Source organism: Flagellimonas meishanensis (assembly GCF_019880545.1).
GTDB classification, from domain to species: domain Bacteria; phylum Bacteroidota; class Bacteroidia; order Flavobacteriales; family Flavobacteriaceae; genus Flagellimonas; species Flagellimonas meishanensis.
In genome coordinates this window covers 1,336,944-1,357,942 of the sequence record NZ_JAINVW010000001.1, presented here as the reverse complement: position 1 = coordinate 1,357,942, position 20,999 = coordinate 1,336,944, and the positions used below count along the sequence as shown (strand labels likewise).

Sequence of the window (20,999 nt, the reverse complement as noted above, 5' to 3'; positions counted from 1 at the left end):
AAAGTGTATTTTTGAAAGCAAAGATTAAGGCATGTCAATCTCTGTCCAGAACATTACCAAAAACTTTGGTGCGCAAAAAGCATTGGACGACGTATCCTTTTCCATAAAAAAGGGGGAAATCGTTGGATTTTTGGGGCCCAATGGGGCTGGGAAATCCACATTGATGCGAATTTTGACAACCTACCATATGGCAGACAGCGGAAATGCCGAGGTCAATGGCTTTGATGTGCTCACTGCCGAACGGGAAGCACAAAAGAGCATTGGCTATCTTCCGGAACACAACCCGTTGTATCTGGAAATGTACGTGAAGGAATATCTGTCCTTTCATGCAGAAGTGCACCGCGTGTCAAAAAACAAGATAGGCGAGGTGATTGAACTAACGGGACTTGCTCCTGAATCCCATAAAAAAATTGGCCAGTTGTCCAAGGGGTATCGACAGCGTGTGGGATTGGCCGCAGCACTCTTGCACGACCCCGAAGTACTTATCCTGGACGAGCCGACCACAGGCCTTGATCCCAACCAATTGATGGAAATCCGAAAACTGATCCGGGATATTGGCAGGCACAAAACCATCTTGCTTTCCACACACATAATGAAAGAAGTGGAGGAAATATGCGATCGGGTCATCATCATAAGCAAAGGAAAGCTGGTGGCCGACAAAAAACTGGATGAGCTGCGGGCAACTGGAGAGCAGATCATTATTGTTGAGTTCGATTATCGCGTGGAAGAGGTGCTACTAAAACAGATACCCCATGTGGCCGACGTCAAGAATGTTAGTGGTTTTGTATACGAAATTCATTTTAAAACAGATAAGGACATGCGTCCCGCTGTTTTCGACTTTGCCCATGACAACCAATTGAAAACACTTCAATTAAGCAGAAAGAACAGGAATTTGGAGAGTCTGTTCACGGAATTGACCAGCTAACTTTCTGGGTTTAACCTTGTATGCACCTTGAGTTGCCTACAACTTGGCTTCAAATTCATGGCAGTCCAATCGTATATCGGAATGTTTTAGTCGCTTTTTTAGCAAACGACAATAATGCTCCTCCCCTCCCTGCTCATAAAATCTACAGGCGAAACAGGTGCGCTGGACCGTCAAAATATCCTGCTGGTTCAACTGATAGATCAATTTACTTATAGCGCTAAAAAGACTTTCCTGGTCCCCTTTTGAAATGTGTTGTAACATATTGGCCATTGGGGTGGCAAAATCTTCGGTTCCGGCCACAATTTTCTTTCCTTCATCCGAGAGAAAAATGGAATAACTTCGATTGTCCGAATGGGAATGGTCCTTCACTATCAGTCCTTTTTCATGAAGCACCCTTACGGCATCACTGATAGTAGGTTTACTAACATTGAACTCCTGCGCCAAAAGGCTAACGTTGTTCAATGCTATCCTATGATGTGCCACAAAAATCAAAATCTGTATCTGGATAGGGCTTATTCCCAAGTTTTTGGCCCGCTCCCACAGCAAGACCTTGAACGCCTGTGATATGCGCTCCAATCCGGCAATGATCTTACTTGAAAGGTCATGCTGCTGATACTCTGGATCAAATATGCTCTTGTTCATAATAAGCTTTGCCTACCGGCTTACCGATAGGCAAAGTTAGTATTCCTAATTAAATTAGGAACAGTTTTCCATTTCTATTACGAAGTAACCTTTCTTATTTATTTGCTCAACCACCTGGTAGGGAGCAACTTCCATGTGGCAAAACCGACATTCCTCGGCAGAAAGTTTCCCAGTTGCAAAAGGTTTGGTGTTCAAGTACTCCTTTCCAAACCTGAAAATGACCTCTTCATTTTCCAAATCATCAGGAACAAGTATGTCAAAATGCATGACCAACCCATCATTTCTCTGCACATAAGTATCCCAAACTGCTACCCTCATTTTTTAAGTACTACTTTGTAGGGCAGCGATAAATCCCCGCTTGACACACTGTATACTTTGTACACACCCAGCATAGGTTTCTTTTCATCACTGGTATTGACCTTCATAAAAGCGGCAACACCATCATACGAAAAATCGGTTCTATTGTTGATCCTGTAATCAGGCACAACTACCCTAATGGCGTTTTGTTGCAAAGTTACCGGATGCCCAGGGGAATCCATATACATTGGCATGCCCGGATTTGTCGGCGGCAATACCACGGTCTCATCTGCTTTTTTGAATTGTTTTACGGACAACCCGCCTTCAACACGAGCATCTTCGACCAAAATTACCCAATGCGGGTGCCAAATAATTCCATCATTATCAAAAATCGCATCGCTGTTCTCATCCCATAAAGGAGTGTCATCAAAATCGGGATGTGAAGTCAGAGCCAAGGCTACAATACCCTCAGTGTTTCCAAATTGGACATCGGTTGATTGCAAACTGGTGGGAAAAACATAGCCCAAGACCGGGGCACCATCCAATTGACCTACCGGAACAGGAACAGTTTGTCCCGCTTTTCCCTCAACCATGATTTCCCAAACCGTAACTCCCAAATTGGGAAGATGGGATACCTCAACGGACTGGATATTAAAATCTGCCGTATGATATGGGTCCTTTTGGGCACACGAAGTCAATACAAAGCCCAACAGCGCAACAAATACAATAAAAGATCTAAATGTTTTCATAATCAATTATATTAGGATTCCTAACTTTATACGTTATATTAGTTTTTGATTTCCTCAATGGATGCCCCATAATTGATATGAAGTACATTGCCTTTGCCGGTCACAAGGGCCGGTACAGATTTAACCCCGAAGGTTTCCGCTTTTCCGATTTGTTCCCTTTGCTCTCCCAAATGGACCACAATCAGGTTTTCCTTTCCAATCAGGTCGATAACTTCTTCTTCTGCACTCCTACATACCGGGCACCCGGCATGATAAAAAATTGTTTTTTCCATAATTACATTGAATTTGATTACTATTTATTAAAGAACAAATATAATTAGGATTCCTAACTATTAAAACTAATTACCCAATTTTAACATGATTGTGGGCATACTTTCGCCAATTAGGCATTCAAGCTTTTTTGCATTTCTATCCAGAACCATCCCATTTGTGGTATTTTTGCCACACAAAGAAACCGTTAGCTCATGAAGAAGAATCCGGCCAGGCTTGAATTACCTCAAAATACCATGAAAACGTATGGTTATCGTGTGGTTGACGCCATCGTGGAACACCAGACCACCCAACATGAAAAGCTTCCCGTTGCCCTGGGTTCCCGTGAGGAAATGGACTCTCTCTTTCTGGAAGAAGCTCCTGAAAATGGCATGGATCCCAATAAAGTTTTGGACTTTGTTTTGGAAAAGGTAATGACCAACAGCACGAATCTTTCACATCGAAAAGCATACTCCTTTGTTCCCGGTCCAAGCAATTATGTGAGCGTAATGGCCGATGCTTTGGCTACCGGATACAATATTTTCTCTGGAGGATGGGTGGCCTCACCGGCAGCAGCGGAACTGGAAATCATCACCATACAATGGTTGTTGAAGCTATTCGGTTTTCCCAAGAAAAAAGGTGGCGGTATTTTTACCAGTGGTGGTTCCATGGCCAATTTAACGGCCCTGGCCACGGCCCGTAGAATAAAATGCGGTGACGATTTTTCCAAGGCGGTCATCTATCTTTCCGACCAGGCCCACTCTTCAAATATCAAGGCCATACGTGTACTGGGGTTCAAAAAAGACCAAATCAGGGTCATCCCCACCGATAATGAGCTGAAATTTGCTGTGAACAAACTAAAAAATTGCATTGCAAAGGACCGATTGCAGGGATTGCACCCTTTTTGCCTTATTGCCACCGCGGGTACTACGAACACAGGAACCGTAGATCCCCTTTCGGAACTGGCCAAAATCTGCAAAAAGGAGGATATCTGGTTTCATATTGATGGAGCTTATGGTGCCGTAGCCTATATTTCCGAAAAAGGAAAACCCCTGATGAAAGGCATGGCAAAGGCCGATTCATTGACCGTGGATCCGCACAAATGGTTTTTTCAACCGTATGAAATGGGCTGCTTGTTGGTTCGCAACCACAAACACCTCAGTCATACTTTTACTGAAAAACCGGAATATCTTCGCGATATCGAGGGGAACACTTCAGAGATCAATTTTTATGATCACGGTATTCAATTGACGCGCAGGTTCCGGGCACTGAAATTTTACATGTCGTTAAAGACTTTTGGGCTTAAGGAGTTTCGTGATGCCATTACCTATAATATAGAATTGGCCGAAAAGGTGGAATCCATCCTACGGGGCAGTAAATATTGGGAAGTTGTTTTTCCGGCCACACTGGCCGTGATCAACTTTAGGTACCACCCTATAAAGAAAAAATACAGTGAAAAAGAACTGGACACCATCAACCAATATATTTCGGAAAAGGTGGTCTCATCCAGAAAGGCGCTCTTGGTCACCACAATTTTACATGGCCAGGTGGTTCTGCGTATGTGTTTGATCAATCCCCGAACCACTTTGGATGACGTAAAGGAAACTTTTGAGCTCTGTGAACACTTTGCCTTGCAATGGGAAAAGAAAAATGTGGAAGCTCCTTCTACCCCTAGTTGATTCTATCGAGGTTTTCATCAACGTCCCTGTTTTTGAAATCAGAGGATTTGTTCTTCCCAAAACTATACTTGACCGATACTGCCATTTCGCGGGCATCGCCAAAATAAATTCCCTCTGCCTCAATGCCATTAATGGAATAGCGTTCTTCAAAATTCAATCCTCTTGTAATATCGTTAAAACGAAGGGCACAATCAAAAGAGCCAATTTTTTTGGTTATCGAAGCCTCCAAGAATAACAGTGAATTGCGTTGAAAAATTCCTTCCCTCCTCTTTGACAAATACCAACCACCCAATGAAACAACGGTATCCCTGGCGATTCGGAATTGATGGTTCGTATATGCATACAGATAAGGTTTTGTCTCCAACAGTTCTGCGCCATTGTCCTCAAGTTTATTATAATTGATGCTTATCGTATTTGTTGTGGTCCATTTTTTATGGGAGTAAGGAAGGGTTGCCCCCAAATACATCCCCATTTCCTTATCCAAATTGATGGGTGATAAGGTGGCCGCGCCATCACCCTCCTCAAAACTTATTGCAAAAGAAACAGGATTGGTATTCCTATAAATTCCCAGAAATATTGATTTTCCCTTGAGCTGTAAGTTGGACGTGACCTCTTGGGTCAATGTGGGCAAAATATTGATGTTATTGGTACCTTCCAAAAAGGGGTTGATGAACACGGCTATGGTGCTTGTTCGAGAAAAATTGGGTCTTGTGATTGCCTTGGCGTAGTTTATAGAAAGCGTTTTCGTGCTATCTAGCTGATAAATAACACCTGCTTTTGGAAATAATCTGAAGTTGTTCCTTTCAATCAAAGGTTGTTCATCCTTGTTCAGTATTCCAGTCACCCGATTATCCTCGGTTCTTGCCCCAACATTGAAACTCAGTTTATCCCCCATTTTGGAACTCAAATCAAAATAGGCCGCATAGAGCGATTCCTGATAGTCATACTGGGTCAGGTCCCCAGCCAAGGTCGGTGGTTCCTCAATCAAGGTAAATGCGTCCGCGTTAATATTGCTCCAACTACCTCCAAACTCAGCTTTCGTTCCTTCAGTAATTTCATGTTCCATGTCTATTCGAAGGGCCAAGGCACCGATTCGGTATCGTTGGTTTCTTTTTTGGTCCAGTTGGAAAGCGGTATTGTTAAAGTTATTTGATATTTCCGAGGCCAGCTTCTGGGTAAATTGCGAAAATTGAAGGCCGGCAAAAAGATTTAAGTTATGGCTTAGTTTTTTGTTGAAATTGAGATTGGCACTTTCATACACCTTGCTATTGTCATTATTCGTTTCCGTGAGAATAAAATCTTGTTGGCCCCCATTTTGAAGAAAGGTCTCGGTGTCAATGGGAGCCTTGTCCGTTTGACGGCGCAAGGTAGTGTTCAGCGAAAGGTAGTCCTTATCCGATAAAGGCAAATACCAACCAAGCCCGGCATTGATTTGTGTTCTGTTGTTTTTTGAAACCAGCACCAGATAATCGGAAAATATGTCCTCGGTTGGAATGTCAAAGGCAAATGAGTTGCTTTCCCATTGTCCCAATTGGTTATAATTGAGGTTTGCACGCAGATTCCATTTTCCATTGGAATGATTTCCGTTTGCGCTGAAGTAATTGTTAAGATTTTTTCGCGAAGAAAGCGTTTCAGAGAGATTGATCTTTGTTCCGCGTTCAACATTGTTTTTAAGTGTAACCACCAAGACGGCCCTTCCCTCAGCCTCATATTTTGCAGATGGATTATTGATCAATTCAATGCTTTGTATGGCATCTACCGACAGGGCCATAAACTCTTCAAATTCAATACGCTGCCTTCCAATATAAATCAGGGGGGTTCCCTTTGCGATAACAGTTATCGATTCCCTGTCAGGAGAAATCTGGACATTGGGCAATCGTGACAATACATCCAATGGATCCGCAAGCGAAGAGAACACCGGATTGCTCACATCAATGGTAATATTGCCGTTGTTGGTCGTAATTGGATTTTTAGAGACCACTAATTCCACATTATCCAACTGGGTAGCCTTTTCTTCAAGCAGTATGGAAAGATCAATGTCTTTATTCAAATTGACCGTTCGTTTAAAGTCATTAAACCCCAAAGAAGAAATTTTTATATTGTATGTAGAGGAAGAAACATTTTCAAAATAAAAATGACCATCAACCATGGTTGTATACCGAATCAGGACATTCTCTTGCTCATCATATAGCAATACATCGCCAATTGGAATTGGGTTTCCTTCAAGATCGGTCACATTTCCTTTTAACTTAAATGATTCCTGACCGTGAACGCCGATGGCCACCAAAAAAGAAATCAAGAAAAGACATCTCAAAACAGTCTAATTTGGGGAAAAGTAAAGGACAAATAAAAAAAACGAAAGCTGAACCGGTCTGATTTAGGTACTAGTCCCAGTGCTATTTTGTAAAAGTTCCTGCCTTCCAGATACTTGTAGCTTAGTATAAATATTGGTGATATGGCTCTTTACGGTACTCAAACTAATGAAAAGTTCATTGGCGATTTCCTTGTTGCTCTTTCCCTGAAGAATAAGATTTTTTACCAAGGCTTCTTGTTTGCTGAGAGTCACTGTACCCGATTTATGTTGAGAGCGCCAATACCATATGGCCAATCCTATAAATAGAAAGATTAGGACCAAAAGGCCAACATTAAAACCGGTACTCCAGCTCAATTTTCTTTGAAGGATGGGCAGATTTAAATGGGCCATCTTTTCCTCCAAAAACAAATATTCATTAGGGGGAATATCGCTGTCCTTGAGCTTTTGCAAGAAGGCACTGTAAAATTCTGGATTTTCCTGAATATCGCGACGCAACAGGTTTCGCTCATCCAACACTTTAATCGCAATGAGTTTTACCTTTAGGATTTGGATGGAGTCCCTAGCGTAATCTTTTAATTGTGCTTCTTTTTCATTTTGGGACAGGGATGCATCGTTTAGCCTCTGCTCAAAATATCTAAACTTCCTTAATTCTTTGGAGGAAAGTCCGTCATCAGGCTGTTGTTGTGACACGAAATGGGCAAAAAGATGACTTTGTTCACCGGCAAGCAAGCTAGTCGTCGATGCACATAATAGAACCCATATAAAAACAATGCTGAGTCTCAAAACAATCGTTTGAATAAATTTCCGCAAATTTTATGAAGTTGACAAACTCAAAATAGCATTGATAGCCCCATCCAAATCGTGCTGTACTTTAGGATCCGTGCAATTGATCAACACCGAAACCACTACTTCCTCCACTGGGTACACAAAAAAATTGGTGTAAGCTCCCACACTATTGCCGACATGGCCCAAAAAATGTCTGCCCTGTGCATCTTGGCTCACCTGAAATCCAAGACCATAATAGGTTGGCTTCCCGTTTACAAGTTGAGAGGAGAAAATTTGGTCGTAGGTCTCTTTTTTAAGCAATTTACCATCCAAAATGGCTTGTCCCAGTATGGCAATGTCAGCACTGGTGGACAAAAAGCCTCCGCCTGCCATTTTGTAATGGTTGTCAACAGCCACCGCTTTTTTAAAACCCGTTGAGGTCTTGGTATAAAACCGGGCCAAATTCTCAACTGTGTTGGAACCAACACTTCCGATCTGGGGAGATGAGGTGTTTTTCATTCCCAACGGATCCAGTATTTTTTGCTTCACATAGGTTTCAAAAGGTATTTGCGCCGCCTCTTGCATGGCCAATGACAGCAGTACAAAATCAAAACTGTTGTACAGATAACCCTTGCCGGGTTCGAAGACCAAAGGGTCATTTTGAAAAACTTCAATGCTTTCCTTGACGGAATAGGGTTTGTTCAACGCGAATTCCTTGCCACGATAGCCCCGGATCCCTGCTGTATGTGATGCCAATTGCCTTAAAGTGAAATCATGCTTCTTTTTAGGATAATTCGGTACGTACTCATAAAAAGAGGCATCCAGTTCCAACAACCCTTCTTCCATCATTTTCCCAAGGGCCAGACCAGTAATGCATTTGGAAATACTTGCAATACGGAATATGGTAGTATTTGGCTCCACCGGGATTTTCTCATCCATATCCACATATCCATAGCCCTTTTGAAGCAAAACCTCTCCTTGTTTCAGTAAGGTGACACCTATACCTGGAAGCTGTTTCTCCGCAACCAAATTATGGAATAACGTATCTGCCTTCCCCAGACCTTGGAGATGCTCCAAAGATCTAATCTTTGGGCTGCCGGAAAACAAATGCTTTAGATAGGTAAAAAGTGGATTCAACTGTACAGCTTTGCTTTTCCGAACATAGTGAGAAATCCAAAGAAAGTAAAGTGGAACACGAATTTTCAGTCCCTGAAAATCAATCTCCCATTAAATAGTTCCTCCACATCAACCTCTTGGGGTCGATTCACACTGATGACATCTCCGGTACCGCGAATGACACCTTCAATACGTTGTTGGGGATTGACGAAAATATCGTTAGATCCCCGATGGTTCAAGTTAACATGATTCGCGACCAAACCTTCTGCCTCAATTCGGCTATCGCCAGCAGCCACAGTAACCGAGAAATTTGTTGTGGTGCCCCTAAGTTGAAAGAACGCAATCCCATTTACCACAATTCTGACGGTCTCGGAGTTCAAATCTAGATCGAAAGAACCATCCGTGGTCTCGGTTTCAGGGTTGTTGAAACTCTCTGCGATCAAAGACAGGCTCGGATAGTCCAAAACCCCATCACTGGAAATTAAAAGTCCGGTACTACTTCGTATTTCAGAAATATTGGGTGCGGTCACATATACCGTCGTAAGACCATAATCGCGCACAAAATTGCAATTGTTTTCATTTCGAAGGATGAGCCGTCCATTTTCAACCTCTGCGGTTACTTCATTGCGAAGGAATTCGCCGGTTTCTATTTCTACCCTTTGCTCATCCCCCTGTTTCATAACCAAGTTGAGATTCTCAAAAACAGTAATGGTTCCAAATTCATCCACATCCACGGTCTCCCTTACCAAATCCCCGGCATTTTGAAAACAATCCAAGGTGTTCTCCCCGTTACAAGATATCAGGAATGCAAAAAGCAATACAATAGATTTCCCCACTGCGCTCAAAATGACTTGATGACCATTACTAACTTTTCTAAAATCCAACATCTCAAATCTATAATCTAACCCCTATTCCAAATTCCAGCGCCTCCGCCTTGGCGGCATGCGATTTTAAGGTAATGGCCCCAAAAACCTTATCCCCAAAGTATCGCTTTAACCCAATTCGATTGTACACTTGCCCCTCAAAATCAAAGGGATAGTATACATAATAACCCAATTGCGTGATAACGCTCATTTTATTTACGAACAGTTCATGGCCCAAAAACACCCCTACCCGTTTAAAATCGGTATCGGGAGCCACCTCCAATTCCGGGAACGATGTGGATTGAAACCGAATCAACTCTTTCAAGAAATTGGAAAAGAACACATCGGTGCCCACTTGAATGGCACTTAACCTCCCCAATCGCTTATCGGCATAGGCCGAAAGAATCCAAAAACCATATTGGCCCAGGTCAATCACATCGCTTTCGTTCACCCCGCTCCTAAAAACGAGATTATACCGTATGGGCTCGATTATCTTTTCTCCAGTTTTGGATGGCAGGTATTCATGCGTTTCGCCCGCATCCAAATCATAGGTAAGTCCCGCATTAAAGGCGATTGTATTGGTTGATGTATTGGGGGCCTTGAAATTGGCATTGGAATAATGGATCAGCGAGATTCCCGCCTTAAAGCCCAATCCGGCGAACAAATTTTCCTTGTGGTAGTTGAACATCACCAAGGTGGAACTTTGCAAATGGGTACCGTAGGCGTTGTTCCTGAAATTTTCGTCCTTGTCGTAGGGATTGGTGTTGTAGGCCAAGCCCTGTGCAATTCTAAATTGAAGGTTTCTTTTTAAAAAGTAGAAATTGTAGTGCGCATACAAACCATAGTGCGTGCCCAATGTGGAATTGTTCGTGTCGTGATACACAAAGGAAAAGCCCGTATCGGGGTATCCGAATCTGGATTCCCAATCCTTATGTCCGTAGGTTTTTCTATTGATCCCGAGTATGATCCCTCCGGGATGTTCGGTAATCAAATGGGAAATATCCGGATTGTGCAACAAGATGGATCCGTAGAACTGGCTGGCATCCAAAACATACTTTTTGGGCTCCTCTTGGGTTTGCGAAAAACCATAAAAAAGACTAAACAAGGTAAGAATGCTCAGTAGGTACTTCATGGGACACTAAAGTAGGAAATTAAAAAATCTCCTGCGCAATGGCTTTGATATTATCTGATTTTCCCATGGAATAAAAATGGAGCACGGGCACCCCTGCCTTTTTCAATTCCTTGGATTGCTGAATGCACCATTCCACCCCGACCTGGCGTACTTCCCGGTTGGATTTGCATGCCTCAACCGCGTCAACAAGGTCCTGGGGAATATCCACCCGAAACACTTGGGGCAGCAACTGCAAATGCCTTTTCACCGCAATGGGCTTTATCCCGGGAATAATGGGAACAGTGATGCCCATCTCCCTGGCGGCATCCACAAATTCGAAGAATTTTCTGTTATCGAAAAACATTTGGGTCACCACATAATCGGCCCCTAGGTCCACTTTTTCCTTCAACCGCTTCAAATCTGATTTCAGGGAAGGGGCTTCCATATGTTTTTCGGGATATCCGGCCACTCCCACGCAGAAATTGGCACAGTAATCGGTTTCTATCACCTCGTGCAGATAGTTGCCACGGTTTATATCCCGAATCTGTCGTACCAAATCCGAGGCAAAACGGTGCCCTCCCTTGGTGGGCTCAAAATACTTTTCCTCTTTCATGGCATCACCACGAAGGGCCATCACGTTGTCTATCCCCAAATAATGACAGTCTACCAATAAATATTCGGTCTCTTCCTTGGTGAATCCCCCACAGAGCACGTGCGGCACGGTATCCACATCATATTTGTGCTTAATGGAAGCACAAATGCCCAAAGTCCCGGGGCGCATACGGGTCAATTTTTTATCCAACAGCCCATCCCGGTCAATGTACACGTACTCCTCGCGAGAAGTGGTCACGTCAATAAATGGGGGTTCAAACTCCATCAAGGGATCAATATTGTCATAAAGTTCCTGAATGCTCTTTCCCTTTACCGGGGGTATGATCTCAAAACTGAAGAGCGTCTCCCCCTTCGCCTTTTTTATATGGTCGGTTACTTTCATAAATGCTTTCTGTCATTCCTACGAAAGTGGGAATCTTATCTAATTTATTTGGATTCCTGTCTTCACAGAAATGACAAACTTTAATCATCAACTATATTGGGAGCCAGCCACTTTTGGGCCTCCTCCACTGTTATCCCTTTTCTTTTCGCAAAATCCGATACCTGATCTTGCTTTATTTTTCCCAATCCGAAATATTTGGCCTTGGGATGGGCAAAATAATACCCACTTACACTGGACGCAGGCCACATGGCCAAACTTTCCGTGAGTTCCACACCGATTTTTTCCTTTACCCCCAATACCTCCCAAATGGTCAACTTTTCCAAATGGTCGGGACAAGCGGGATAACCAGGGGCGGGGCGGATGCCCTGGTATTTTTCATCGATCAGCGCATCATTGTCCAGGTTTTCATCTGTGGCATAGCCCCAATGTTTGGTCCGGACCTCCCTATGCAGGTATTCCGCAAAGGCTTCCGCCAAACGATCGGCCAAGGCTTTGACCATAATGGAACTATAATCATCATGGTTTTTTTCAAACTCTGTGGCCAATTCTTGCGTTCCGAATCCGGTACTAACACAAAAACAACCAATATAGCCCTGAATCCCAACTTCTTTGGGTGCTATAAAATCGGCCAGGGCGATGTTGGGCACGCCATCACGTTTTTTAAGCTGTTGGCGAAGGGTTCGGAAAACGAACATCTCGCTTTCTTTAGTCACCTCAATGTCATCATCATTGACTTGATTGGCAGAAAACAGTCCAAAAATTGCCTTGCCCTTCAATAGTTTTTTGTTCAAAATCTTGGACAACAGTATTTGTGCATCCTCAAAAAGTTCGGTGGCCTGTTTGCCCACAATATCATCCCCAAGAATGTTGGGATATTTGCCATGTAGGTCCCAACTTCTAAAAAAGGGGGTCCAATCGATGAAGTCCTTCAATTTGCCCAAATCAAAGTCATCCCAAACCTGAATACCCAGTTGATCGGGTTCTTTGATGTCCGAAGGGTTCCAATCAATCCGCAGCTTGTTCTTTCGGGCCTCTTCCAGACTCAAATACTCTTTCTGTTTAGAGCGGTTCAAAAACTTTTCCCGAAAACTCTCATAATCCAGTTTCACAGCCTTTTTGTAACCGTCCGAAGTTTCATTTTGCAATAAATCCCCAACCACGGTCACCGCTCTGGAAGCATCGTTCACATGGACCACGGCCTGACTATAGACAGGGTCTATCTTGACCGCAGTATGGGCCTTGCTCGTGGTGGCACCGCCAATTAACAAGGGAACCGTGAAATTTTGGCGCTCCATTTCCTTGGCCAAAAACACCATTTCATCCAGGGATGGGGTGATCAATCCACTTAATCCAATAATGTCCACTTGTTCTTCCTTGGCCTTGTTGATGATCTTTTCCGGTGGAACCATCACGCCCAAATCCACAATTTTGTAATTGTTGCAGGCCAATACCACGCTAACAATGTTCTTTCCAATGTCATGCACGTCGCCTTTTACTGTGGCCATCAAAATTTTACCGGCAGGTTTTGACCCTTCATCCTTGGATGCTTCAATGTACGGGGTAAGGTAGGCCACCGCTTTTTTCATCACCCTTGCCGATTTTACCACTTGGGGCAGGAACATCTTTCCGCTGCCGAACAGGTCTCCCACCACATTCATTCCGGTCATCAAATGGCCTTCAATGACCTCCAAGGGTTTAGAAGCCTGTTGCCGGGCTTCTTCTACATCCTCAACAATATATTGGTCAATTCCCTTCACCAAGGCCCGGGTTATCCTATCCTGTAAGGGTTCCTCCCTCCAGGTAAGGTCCACTTTGCTTTCCCTGGCCTTCCCCACTACGGTCTCGGCAAATTCCAGAAGGCGTTCGGTGGCATCTTCCCTTCGATTTAGGATCACATCTTCAACATGCTCCAATAGATCTTTGGGAATATCATCATAGACTTCCAGCAAAGCTGGGTTCACGATACCCATATTCATTCCCGCCCTAATGGCATGGTAGAGAAACACGGAGTGCATGGCCTCCCGAACCGTATTGTTTCCCCTAAATGAAAAGGATACGTTGCTGACACCACCACTCACGCTGCAATATGGCAGATTTTCGCGAACCCATCTTGTACCTTCAATAAAGTCGATGGCGTTGCGTCTGTGTTCGTCCATTCCGGTGGCCACAGGAAAAATGTTCAAATCGAAGATGATGTCCTCCGGAGGAAACTTCACCTGATTGACCAAAATATCATAGGAACGCTTGGCTATCTCGATACGCCTTTCCAAATTGTCGGCCTGGCCCACCTCATCAAATGCCATAACAATGACCGCCGCACCATAACGTTTTATCAATTTTGCCTGTCTCATGAATTCCTTCTCACCCTCTTTCAGGCTGATGGAGTTCACCACGCATTTTCCCTGCACAACTTGGAGCCCGGCTTCTATGATTTCCCATTTGGAGCTGTCGATCATAATGGGCACACGTGAAATATCCGGTTCGGCAACAACAAGGTTCAGGAACTTGACCATGGCCTCTTTTCCATCGATAAGACCATCATCCATATTCACATCGATGATCTGTGCGCCACCCTCCACTTGATGGCGCGCAATTTCGAGGGCCTCATCGTATTTATCCTCCTTGATCAAGTGAAGAAATTTTTTGGAACCGGCCACATTGGTCCTTTCCCCCACATTGATGAAATTGCTTTCCGGGGTTATGACCAAGGGTTCAAGGCCACTTAGCTTAAGATATCGCTGTTTGCTTTCTTTCGTCATAAATCAAGCCCTAATGGGCACCAGAAGTTTTCTAGGTTGATATTGCTTTACCAAATTGGCTATGGCCTTGATATGTTCCGGTGTGGTGCCACAACAACCTCCCACGATGTTCACCAATCCTTTTTCTAAATATTCCTTGATCTGTTCTGCCATCTGTTCCGGAGTTTCATCATATTGTCCAAAAGCGTTGGGCAGACCTGCATTGGGATGGGCAGAAATGGCAAAATCGGATTTCGCGGAAATGACTTCCAAATGTGGCGTGAGCTGTTTGGCCCCCAAGGCACAGTTGAACCCAACGGATATTATGGGTATGTGCGAAATGGAAATCAAAAAGGCCTCTGCCGTTTGTCCAGATAAGGTTCTGCCGGAGGCATCCGTAATGGTTCCGCTGACCATAACAGGTACTTCAATATGTTGTTCATCCTTTACTTCCTCAATGGCAAACAATGCCGCTTTGGCATTCAGGGTGTCAAAAATGGTCTCAACCAACAAAATATCCACTCCACCATCCAAGAGCGCCTCTACCTGTTCCTTGTAGGCCACGCGCAGTTCATTGAAACTTACGCCCCTATAACCTGGATCGTTCACATCTGGTGAAAGGCTTGCCGTTTTGTTGGTGGGTCCAATACTGCCGGCCACGAATCTTGGTTTCTCCGGATTCCTTTCGGTAAATTCCTCTGCAACCATTTTGGCGATTCTGGCAGATTCAAAGTTGAGTTCGTATACCAGGCCTTCCATGCCATAATCGGCCATAGCTATGGATGTACCCGAAAAGGTGTTGGTCTCCACGATATCGGCACCCGCTTCAAAATATTTTCTGTGGATTTCCTTAATGGCATGTGGTTGTGTCAACGACAGCAGATCGTTGTTCCCTTGAAGGGGATGCGGCCAATCCTTGAAGCGTTCCCCCCTAAAATCGGCCTCCTGAAATTTATAGCGCTGCAACATGGTACCCATAGCACCGTCCAGCACCAAAATCCGCTTTTGTATTAATTCTTCAATATTCATTACACTCATAAAGTCCCTAAAGGGATATTTTTGAAGTGTATCAAGAAAAGTGTGGAAAAATACCGTTGAATGTATCCTTTACGTTATCCTTCCCAATACATTTTCCAAAAACGGAAACAAGGGTAGAATGTAGCACCTTCTCGAAGTCGAGGGTTGCTAAGGCTTCGCAGGGTCCAATCCCTCCACCTTTCTTGATAACAATTTCAATTTTTAAATGAACTGAGCGCAAAGTAACGGCACATTAGTTTTAAAAACAAAGAATACGTCGTAAAATTTTGCGGTGTGCTACAATAGTCCTTTGGCCTTTATTTCCAAATACTTGTTTATGGTATCAATGGTGAGGTTATTTGGTGCCGTAAGTATGGTCTGTATGCCATATGTGTTCAGTTCTGCTGCAATCAGTTTTTTATCGAAACTGAATTTTTCGGCAATTGTCTTATCAAAAATTTCCTGTACCGTATTTGCTTTTTGCCTTTTGAGCTTTTCCAATTCAGTATTCTCAAAGAAAATAACTACCAACAAATGACTTTTATTGATGGCCCGTAAATACCCCATTTGTCGGTGTACGGCATCCAAACTGGCAAAATTGGTATACAGAAGGAGCAAACTTCGTATTGTAATCTTTCTTTTGATAAGGCCGTAGAGGTTCCCAAAATCGGATTCACTGTAATCGGTGTTTACATTGTACAGTGATTCTTGGATTAAATTCATCTGCGAATTTCTTCTTTCGGCAACGATAAAATTATCGGCCTTTTTCGAAAATGAAAACAAACCGGCTTTATCATGTTTTCGCACCACAACACTACTTATTACCAGCGCGGCATTAATCGCATAATCCAATAGGCTCAATCCCTCAAATGGCATTTTCATGACCCTTCCCTTATCGATAATGGAATATATCTGTTGTGATTTTTCGTCCTGAAACTGGTTTACCATCAATTGGTTTCGTTTAGCGGTGGCTTTCCAATTGATGTCCCTTATGTTATCTCCCTGCACATATTCCTTTATTTGTTCAAACTCAAATGAGTGCCCTATCCTGCGTATCTTTTTAATTCCGAATTGCATGTTGGATTGGTTCAACGATATAAAGTCATACTTTTTAAGTTGAAGAAAACTAGGATAGGTTTTTACCATTTGTGAGCTTTCGAAAGAAAATCTACGTGTAACAAATCCTATTTTATTAGCCGCGAATACGTGCAGTTTTCCAAACCAATATTCCCCTCTTTCTTTTGGAGTCACGAAATATGCAATCCGCTCTTCTTGGTTGGGGTCTATCTGTATCCTTAGGTTAAAATCCCGCTGTTGAAATTGGGATGGCAGTTCATCCTCAATCGTGCAGTATATTTTTAGGGAATATTTGTTTTTTATGTTCAAGGCAACCTGGTTTGCATCTCCGTTCGAGAATTTTTCAGGAAGTATCCTTTCTCCCTCCAGTCCTTTTTTCGCGCCGAAAAGAATCAGGACATCCAACACCACAACTATAGAGAAGATGAAAACCAACAACTTGGATATAACCAGTAAACTTGGCAACATATAGCTTAGCACAAAGAGCACGATTATTGCAAAAAAGGCATAGAAAAACCTATTGTTCAAAAACAGGTTTTTATAAAATTTTGCAACAAATGTGTTTGAAATTGAGTGCTCAGCCATTACAACCTACTTATTTGGGAATCTCCACGCTTTGTAAAATATCGTTGATCACCTGGGTTGTTGTAATACCTTCCATTTCCCTTTCCGGTGTAATAATCACTCTGTGCTGAAGCACTGGAACTGCAATTTGTTTTATATCCTCCGGAGTGACAAAATCACGACCATTTATTGCGGCAAATGCCTTGCTGGCCTTCAACAGGGCAATGGAAGCCCGAGGGGAAGCCCCTAGGTATAAAAATGGATTGGTACGGGTATTCAAAATAATCTCCGCGATGTATTTTATCAGGTTTGCCTCTACCCTCACCTGTAAAATCAATTTTTGGAATTCCATAATCTTGGTTTTGTCCAGACTACTGGTAACCATATCCAATTTTGAAGTCTTTAACCCATGTTCCCGTGTAATGATCTCCACTTCTTCTTCCAAATTGGGGTAATCTATGTTTATTTTAAAAAGAAAACGATCCAATTGGGCCTCTGGCAGTCTATAGGTACCTTCTTGTTCTATAGGGTTTTGGGTAGCCAGTATCATGTAGGGTGGATCCAAAAGATATTTTTCACCATCCATGGTCACTTGTCGCTCTTCCATCACCTCAAATAAGGCAGCTTGGGTTTTTGCAGGTGCCCTATTGATTTCGTCCGCCAAGATGATATTGGAAAAAATGGGACCCTTTTTGAATTCAAATTCTGATTTTTTCAAATTGAAAATTGAAGTTCCCAAAACATCGGATGGCATTAAATCCGGAGTAAACTGTATTCGGTTAAAGTCAACAGCCAAAGATTTTGCCAATAATTTGGCGGTAATTGTTTTTGCTACTCCTGGAGCGCCTTCCAACAATACATGGCCTTCGGCCAAGAGTGCGGTCACCAATAAATTGACCAATTGCTTCTGACCTACAATTACCTTTGCAAGTTCCGTTCTTATTCGGGAAACACTAGCCTGCAATTCTTGAAGGTCCAGTCTACTATTGAATTCTATATCGTTATTTTCCATAAGTGTGGTAATCGTTATTGTAGAACTTTTCTATTGCTTTATTTAGTTTTATGAGTGGTTCTTTTGTTTTAAAGTTATGGGTTCGCATTTTTGAGATCAACAGCACCAACTCCTGAACTTGTTCCAATGGCCTTCCTGATTTCAAGGCCAGTTTTTTTATAAAATCTTGATTCAAATGTTCTGTGGAAAGATGATAATTGCTCCTTACAAATTCTAAAAAATGGATGATCATTTTCTGAATGACCCCATTATAATCCTCGGCCTCGTAATGCAGATTGCTTACGGTATGCACAAATTCCGTAGTTGTATTTTTTAATGGTAAAATTATGGGCACAATACGCTGGCGCCTTTTTGCATTGAAAATCAAGAACATACCTATGGCCAACAGCAAAAGATACCAAGCCCATCTCAGGGATTCTCTTGAAGTGATGAACCTAAGCGGACTCTGGTCAACTTCGGCATCAATCTTTATGGCTTTATCCAAAAGTATGGGCTCATTGGGCAAGTATGAAACTACGGCGTTCAAATAGTTCACATCATCAACATTCAACATTTGATAGTTTGTAAATACTTCCGGAGTGGTGTGAATATAAAAAATGCCATCATAAAAGGGTATGCCAACAAAATTGGTAAGCTGTTTTTCTCCATCTACCGACAAATAGCCCAGTTTTTTTACCGTTGTTGTGTCCTTCACATAAGCTTTTCCCAGTTGGATTTTTGATAGATATTTCAATGAGTCCTGGGCATAATTTAAAAACAGGGTAGTTGTTTTTTCTTCAAGATCAATTGGATGGTACGTGGTATCAAAAGCCAACGTGTCCTTCATGAAATACGGAAAACTATGTGCTGATATAAATGCATTGTTACCATATGCCACATATTCCAAAAGTGCTTCGAAGGAGGTTTCATCAATATGATAGTTGGAAGAAATGCTGATGTAGTTTTTAAGGGAGTCTACCGGTTGCAACCTCAAATATTGGTCGTATTCGTAGAAAGTGGTGTGAATCTTCTTGGTTGATTTTCCGTTAAACCAAGCGGGCAACTGGTCAAAAAATACTTTGGTATCCAATGGTTTTGTCCCATTTTCATCAAAAGTAGGCGTCCAATCCACCTTATTACTTCTGTTGGCAATAATGAATACGGCCAAAAGCAACATTGCGCACAACGCGAAGACACCTTTTTTGTTCATTTTGCAAATTGATTTAGCAGTTGCCGATATACACCCGATATTGTTCCGTACTCCTCTTCATCAATCAAGAACTCGCCATACCAAATGTAGATGTAGTAATACGTTGCTTTATTGAATCCAGCGGCATATTTTGAACCTTCCACTTCCATTTGGTAATCGTGGGAGGTTTTCTGTGCATCGTAGTCAATGACATCAAACTGATCCATTTTTTTTAACAACAGCAAGTAATAATAGCGTATTGCGGCCCTAAAATCTTTGTTCGAAACAGCTTTTTTAATGAGTGTATCAAAATCCACCTCCTGAATGTTCTCCCCAATTTCAAAACTTAGGGTATTCTCTTTTTCCTTGTTTCTTTTAAAAATCCAGCGTCCTTCTTTGTTCAAAATGATTTTTACAATAAGATAAACCACTCCCAGAACAATAAGTGAGTAAAAAACAAATTCCAATACGCCAAAAAAGTTGACTGCACCTGTTTCTCCTAGATCAAACCAATTGGCAATATGCTCCAAAAGCCAACGACGTGCCCTGGAAAGCCAAGAAGTTGTTTCGACATAATCGTAAACCTTGTCTCTATAATCATCTCTAAAACTATCCGGCAACACCCTAACCGTTTCGGGAAGATCTGGTACTTTTTCAAGATCTTGGGCGCAAACGGGCGCTATTGACAATATCAAAACCCAAAACGGGAAAAGCTTAAAAATGTATTTTTTAGTTTTCAAGTCTTGATGCGGTTAAGTTTTTATGCACTTGATGGGGGTAGATCAAATAATAGTATGAAATCAGGGCCAGTGTTCCAAAAATGATCATAACTGCCAAGAAATTGGGCATTGTATCTGAAAATCGGGTCACATATCCTTCCAAAAACCCAGCACCAATTGTAAATGGAAAAGTGCTGATGACAATTTTGATGCTATCCCGCATTCCCCGTTTGAACGAAACCAATCTGGAAAACGTCTTCGGAAACAGGATGCTCGCTCCCAAAATAAAACCTGCGGCACCTTCCACCACAATCCCAAAGATTTCCATTGCGCCATGAATCCAGATGCCTTTTGCACTTTGCCATAAAACGCCCTGTTGCTCAAAAAAATACTGAAAAGACCCCAGCATAATCCCATTTTGCAACAGCACATATCCCGTTCCTATACCTCCGGTAACGCCGTAAGCGAAGGCGGTAAGGCCGACCCTTAAATTATTGAAGGTAATCCCGATAAAGCTCCCCCAGTTGCTTCCACTTTTATAAACGGCCACGGGGTCTCCATTTTCGATATTCTGAAGTGTTTTGTTCACATAATCGTTACCGAGAATCAGACGTACAAATGAATCGTCATTGGCTGCTGAAACGACACCTATCAGCACTGCAACCAAAAAAAAAGAAAAAGCGTAGAGCATGTACCTTCGGTACTGGTACAACAACATAGGGACCTCCACCTTAAAAAAGTATATCAAAAAATTACTTTCTTCCCTTTTGGTCTGATATATTTTTTGATAGACATGAACGGCAAGATTGTTCAAGTAAACAACAAGTTTGCTTTTCTTGTAATAGGTTTGGGCGTATGCCAGATCATTGATCAATTGTAGGTACAAATCGGCAAGCTGGTCTGGATTCTCAATCTTCTTTTGAGATATAGCTCTTTCAAACTGTAACCATTTTTCTTTATTTTGTCTAATAAAGGCTACTTCTCTCATACATTACAAATA

General features: G+C 42.5%; 19 protein-coding genes and 1 riboswitch. Of the genes, 2 read left to right on the top strand and 17 right to left on the bottom strand.

Annotated features, from left to right (window positions below; translation table 11 throughout):
- Positions 1-31: 31 nt before the first annotated feature.
- A complete protein-coding gene (gldA, locus tag K7G75_RS06110; protein WP_222983328.1) occupies positions 32-925 on the top strand; it encodes a gliding motility-associated ABC transporter ATP-binding subunit GldA in 894 nt (297 codons plus the stop codon).
- 36 nt (positions 926-961) lie between these two features.
- Here the strand turns inward: gldA and K7G75_RS06105 are convergent, their stop codons facing one another.
- The 4 genes from K7G75_RS06105 to K7G75_RS06090 are packed head-to-tail and all read right to left on the bottom strand — an operon-like array spanning position 962 to position 2,885.
- A complete protein-coding gene (locus tag K7G75_RS06105) occupies positions 962-1,567 on the bottom strand; it encodes a MarR family winged helix-turn-helix transcriptional regulator (protein ID WP_222983327.1) in 606 nt (201 codons plus the stop codon).
- Positions 1,568-1,621: 54 nt separating this feature from the next.
- A complete protein-coding gene (locus tag K7G75_RS06100; protein WP_222983326.1) occupies positions 1,622-1,885 on the bottom strand; it encodes a DUF2024 family protein in 264 nt (87 codons plus the stop codon).
- Positions 1,882-2,613, bottom strand: coding sequence for a hypothetical protein (locus K7G75_RS06095; protein WP_222983325.1), 732 nt, complete (start codon positions 2,611-2,613; stop codon positions 1,882-1,884). Before K7G75_RS06095 ends, K7G75_RS06100 begins: the two co-directional genes overlap by 4 nt.
- 38 nt (positions 2,614-2,651) lie before the next feature.
- Positions 2,652-2,885 (bottom strand): conjugal transfer protein TraF, encoded by a 234-nt coding sequence (locus tag K7G75_RS06090; RefSeq protein ID WP_222983324.1) that lies wholly within the window; start codon positions 2,883-2,885, stop codon positions 2,652-2,654.
- Positions 2,886-3,077: 192 nt separating this feature from the next.
- Between K7G75_RS06090 and K7G75_RS06085 the strand changes: the two genes are divergently transcribed.
- Positions 3,078-4,541 carry a pyridoxal phosphate-dependent decarboxylase family protein gene (locus tag K7G75_RS06085; protein WP_222983323.1) on the top strand — a complete coding sequence of 488 codons (1,464 nt, stop codon included), beginning with the start codon at positions 3,078-3,080 and terminating at the stop codon, positions 4,539-4,541.
- Here K7G75_RS06085 and K7G75_RS06080 read toward each other — a convergent pair.
- The 13 genes from K7G75_RS06080 to K7G75_RS06020 form a co-directional block, all read right to left on the bottom strand.
- Entirely contained in the window at positions 4,534-6,855 is a 2,322-nt protein-coding gene (locus K7G75_RS06080) for a TonB-dependent receptor (protein ID WP_222983322.1), read from the bottom strand. The genes K7G75_RS06085 and K7G75_RS06080 overlap by 8 nt on opposite strands.
- A gap of 63 nt (positions 6,856-6,918) precedes the next feature.
- Positions 6,919-7,545: a helix-turn-helix transcriptional regulator gene (locus tag K7G75_RS14825; protein ID WP_313777819.1), complete on the bottom strand. Its 627-nt coding sequence runs from the start codon at positions 7,543-7,545 to the stop codon at positions 6,919-6,921.
- Positions 7,546-7,668: 123 nt separating this feature from the next.
- Positions 7,669-8,757: a serine hydrolase domain-containing protein gene (locus tag K7G75_RS06070; RefSeq protein ID WP_222983321.1), complete on the bottom strand. Its 1,089-nt coding sequence runs from the start codon at positions 8,755-8,757 to the stop codon at positions 7,669-7,671.
- Between the two features lie 65 nt (positions 8,758-8,822).
- Entirely contained in the window at positions 8,823-9,554 is a 732-nt protein-coding gene (locus K7G75_RS06065) for a head GIN domain-containing protein (RefSeq protein WP_262420250.1), read from the bottom strand.
- A 76-nt stretch (positions 9,555-9,630) separates the two neighbouring features.
- Positions 9,631-10,731: an acyloxyacyl hydrolase gene (locus K7G75_RS06060; protein WP_222983319.1), complete on the bottom strand. Its 1,101-nt coding sequence runs from the start codon at positions 10,729-10,731 to the stop codon at positions 9,631-9,633.
- 19 nt (positions 10,732-10,750) lie between these two features.
- Positions 10,751-11,704 (bottom strand): methylenetetrahydrofolate reductase [NAD(P)H], encoded by a 954-nt coding sequence (metF, locus tag K7G75_RS06055; protein WP_222983318.1) that lies wholly within the window; start codon positions 11,702-11,704, stop codon positions 10,751-10,753.
- 80 nt (positions 11,705-11,784) lie between these two features.
- Positions 11,785-14,463: a methionine synthase gene (metH, locus tag K7G75_RS06050; RefSeq protein ID WP_222983317.1), complete on the bottom strand. Its 2,679-nt coding sequence runs from the start codon at positions 14,461-14,463 to the stop codon at positions 11,785-11,787.
- Positions 14,464-14,466: 3 nt separating this feature from the next.
- Positions 14,467-15,480, bottom strand: a complete 1,014-nt coding sequence (locus K7G75_RS06045) for a homocysteine S-methyltransferase family protein (protein WP_222983316.1) — start codon at positions 15,478-15,480, stop codon at positions 14,467-14,469.
- 71 nt (positions 15,481-15,551) lie between these two features.
- Positions 15,552-15,672: riboswitch (SAM riboswitch) on the bottom strand.
- Between the two features lie 84 nt (positions 15,673-15,756).
- Positions 15,757-17,121, bottom strand: coding sequence for a DUF58 domain-containing protein (locus K7G75_RS06040; protein WP_222983315.1), 1,365 nt, complete (start codon positions 17,119-17,121; stop codon positions 15,757-15,759).
- A gap of 10 nt (positions 17,122-17,131) precedes the next feature.
- On the bottom strand, positions 17,132-18,112 hold the full coding sequence (locus K7G75_RS06035) for an AAA family ATPase (protein WP_222983314.1): 981 nt from the start codon (positions 18,110-18,112) through the stop codon (positions 17,132-17,134).
- Positions 18,102-19,301: a hypothetical protein gene (locus tag K7G75_RS06030; protein WP_222983313.1), complete on the bottom strand. Its 1,200-nt coding sequence runs from the start codon at positions 19,299-19,301 to the stop codon at positions 18,102-18,104. The genes K7G75_RS06035 and K7G75_RS06030 overlap by 11 nt, the downstream gene beginning before the upstream one ends.
- Complete coding sequence (locus K7G75_RS06025; RefSeq protein WP_222983312.1) at positions 19,298-20,020, bottom strand: hypothetical protein; 723 nt, start codon at positions 20,018-20,020, stop codon at positions 19,298-19,300. The genes K7G75_RS06030 and K7G75_RS06025 overlap by 4 nt, the downstream gene beginning before the upstream one ends.
- A complete protein-coding gene (locus K7G75_RS06020) occupies positions 20,010-20,987 on the bottom strand; it encodes a stage II sporulation protein M (RefSeq protein WP_222983311.1) in 978 nt (325 codons plus the stop codon). The genes K7G75_RS06025 and K7G75_RS06020 overlap by 11 nt, the downstream gene beginning before the upstream one ends.
- Positions 20,988-20,999 lie beyond the last annotated feature (12 nt).